The sequence below is a fragment of the Streptomyces sp. NPDC059679 genome (assembly GCF_042734105.1).
In the GTDB taxonomy this organism is placed as follows: Bacteria; Actinomycetota; Actinomycetes; order Streptomycetales; family Streptomycetaceae; genus Streptomyces.
Map to the genome: position 1 here is coordinate 2,081 of NZ_JBHWES010000141.1, position 1,729 is coordinate 3,809.

Genomic DNA, 1,729 nt, shown 5'->3' on the forward strand with positions numbered 1-1,729 from the left:
GGTTGTTGCTCGTGGGGGTTTGTTTGGGGGGGGGGGGGGGGGGCGCCCCCCCCCCCCCCCCCGGCCGGGGGCGGTTGGGTTACTTCTCTGCGGCGATCTGCGGCGGAAGGCTTCCGTCGCCGTGGCCGCCGCCGCCGAGCGGCGCGGCGCAGGCCCGGCGTCCTCATGCCGCGCGCCGAGCTTGGCGGGGAGGTACGTCCGTCAGTGGCGGGGACGGCGTACTGTCTCCTCGGTGTGGTGGGGTTCCGAGCTGGGGGCGGGGATCGTCAGCTGCGGTCGCAGGCGATCACGATCAGGCCCGGCCAGGTCTCCCGCGTCGTGATGTCGGTGAACTCGCGTTCCTCGACCGTGAGGGAGCGGTGGACAGCAAAGTCATCGCCGCAGACGTCGCACGGGCACTGGCCGAAGTACGGGGATTCGGCGCTACGCCGGTCGATCTCGGGTTCTTCGATGGTGCGGATCACTGCGGTGCTGCTCTCGACACCTGCGGAGGCGGTGGTCACGGTGGGTTCTCCTCACATGGTGGGGGTTTCGAGCGGGTCCGGGGCGGCGGTGCCAACCGCCGCCCCGGCCGGACGGACTACCTGAGCGACTGGGCGAGAGCGGCCCGCAGCGGGCCGGTCTCGACGCGAACCGCGAGCGACGGCGCGTCGAGCGCCGATCCGAACGCGGTGGCGTGCAGCGCCTGCCCAGTGCGTCCGGCCGCGCTCGCCTTGACGTAGCCGTGCCAGTACGCCGCGAGGGCGCTGTCGCTGAGCCCGTCCAGCTCCTCCAGCGGGGCCGTGTCCTCGTCGGCGGCGGCGGCGATGAGGCGGTCACGCAGACCGGCCAGCGCGGCGGCGGGGAAGTCTGGGGTGGTGTTGGTCATCGTGTCCTCTTCCGTACGGGTTTCGAGTGGTGGTGCTGGTCGGGGCGCCACCCCCTTCCAACAAAGACAACAATACCAGCTTTTAAGCGGATAGGAAGTGCTGTGGGGCGCGTTTCTGATCCCTTTTTCGCCTCTGGCCCTGGAGCCGCTACCCTGGTGTTCTCTCGTTCCGCGTGGAAGTAGCGCCCCTTCGGGGATGTCGCCACCACGCGCGGTGCGGGTTTCGAGAAGACCGGCGACCGCGCCAGCCTGCCGCACTTGTGCGGGGGGTCCTGCCTTATGGCAGGGCGGTCGCCGGTCTGCGTTCCGGCCGCGCCACGGGCGGCGGCTCAGACCTCGTTGTCGATCCAGACCACTCCGTACGGCGTCGCGCGCCATGAGGACATACAGCCGTGCTCAACAGCGGCCAGGGCCTCCATGAGGTCCTGGTGCGCGTGGGCGTCGTAGCGTCCGGCCTCGGTGGCTCGGCGGACGGTATCAAGCCGGTTCGCGCCGACCGCCACGGCCCGGCCGGCGCGGTAGGAGTCGCGGGCGGCGCGCTGCTCCTCGCGCCACTCGGCCCGATCCTCGGGGTTCACCGGGGGTGGCCCTGCGTCCTGGCGGGCCAGGTAAGCCAACGCTCGGGCCTCGTGCACGGCGAACGCGTTCATGCGGGGTCCAGACTGCGGGCCAGGCGGTCACTGGCGCTGGTCTCGTCGTCGGTGTCGTGCTGCATGGCGAACTCTCCTTGTGATGGTCGGGGTTTCGAGTGGGGCAGGGGCGGCGGGGCCATACGCCGCCCCAGCCGGGGGGGGGCCCGCACGGCCCGGCCCGGCCGGTGTTGGTGGCGGGGGAATAAAACACAAAGACCAGCCCGCGCGG

The 1,729-nt window shown here is 71.6% G+C and carries 3 protein-coding genes; all 3 read right to left on the bottom strand.

Annotation, left to right across the window (positions count from 1 at the left end; all coding sequences use genetic code 11):
• Positions 1-266: 266 nt before the first annotated feature.
• The 3 genes from ACFV2X_RS54695 to ACFV2X_RS54705 all read right to left on the bottom strand — a co-directional run bounded on the left by ACFV2X_RS54695 (position 267) and on the right by ACFV2X_RS54705 (position 1,518).
• Positions 267-503: a hypothetical protein gene (locus tag ACFV2X_RS54695; RefSeq protein WP_385631613.1), complete on the bottom strand. Its 237-nt coding sequence runs from the start codon at positions 501-503 to the stop codon at positions 267-269.
• Positions 504-580: 77 nt separating this feature from the next.
• On the bottom strand, positions 581-868 hold the full coding sequence (locus ACFV2X_RS54700; RefSeq protein ID WP_385631616.1) for a hypothetical protein: 288 nt from the start codon (positions 866-868) through the stop codon (positions 581-583).
• Positions 869-1,197: 329 nt separating this feature from the next.
• Positions 1,198-1,518 (bottom strand): hypothetical protein, encoded by a 321-nt coding sequence (locus ACFV2X_RS54705; protein WP_385631619.1) that lies wholly within the window; start codon positions 1,516-1,518, stop codon positions 1,198-1,200.
• Between the last annotated feature and the right edge of the window lie 211 nt (positions 1,519-1,729).

Bases quoted from the DNA above. Each gene is read 5' to 3' on its own strand.
- ACFV2X_RS54705 (WP_385631619.1), bottom strand. From the start codon at position 1,518: ATGAACGCGTTCGCCGTGCACGAGGCCCGAGCGTTGGCTTACCTGGCC.
- ACFV2X_RS54700 (WP_385631616.1), bottom strand. From the start codon at position 868: ATGACCAACACCACCCCAGACTTCCCCGCCGCCGCGCTGGCCGGTCTG.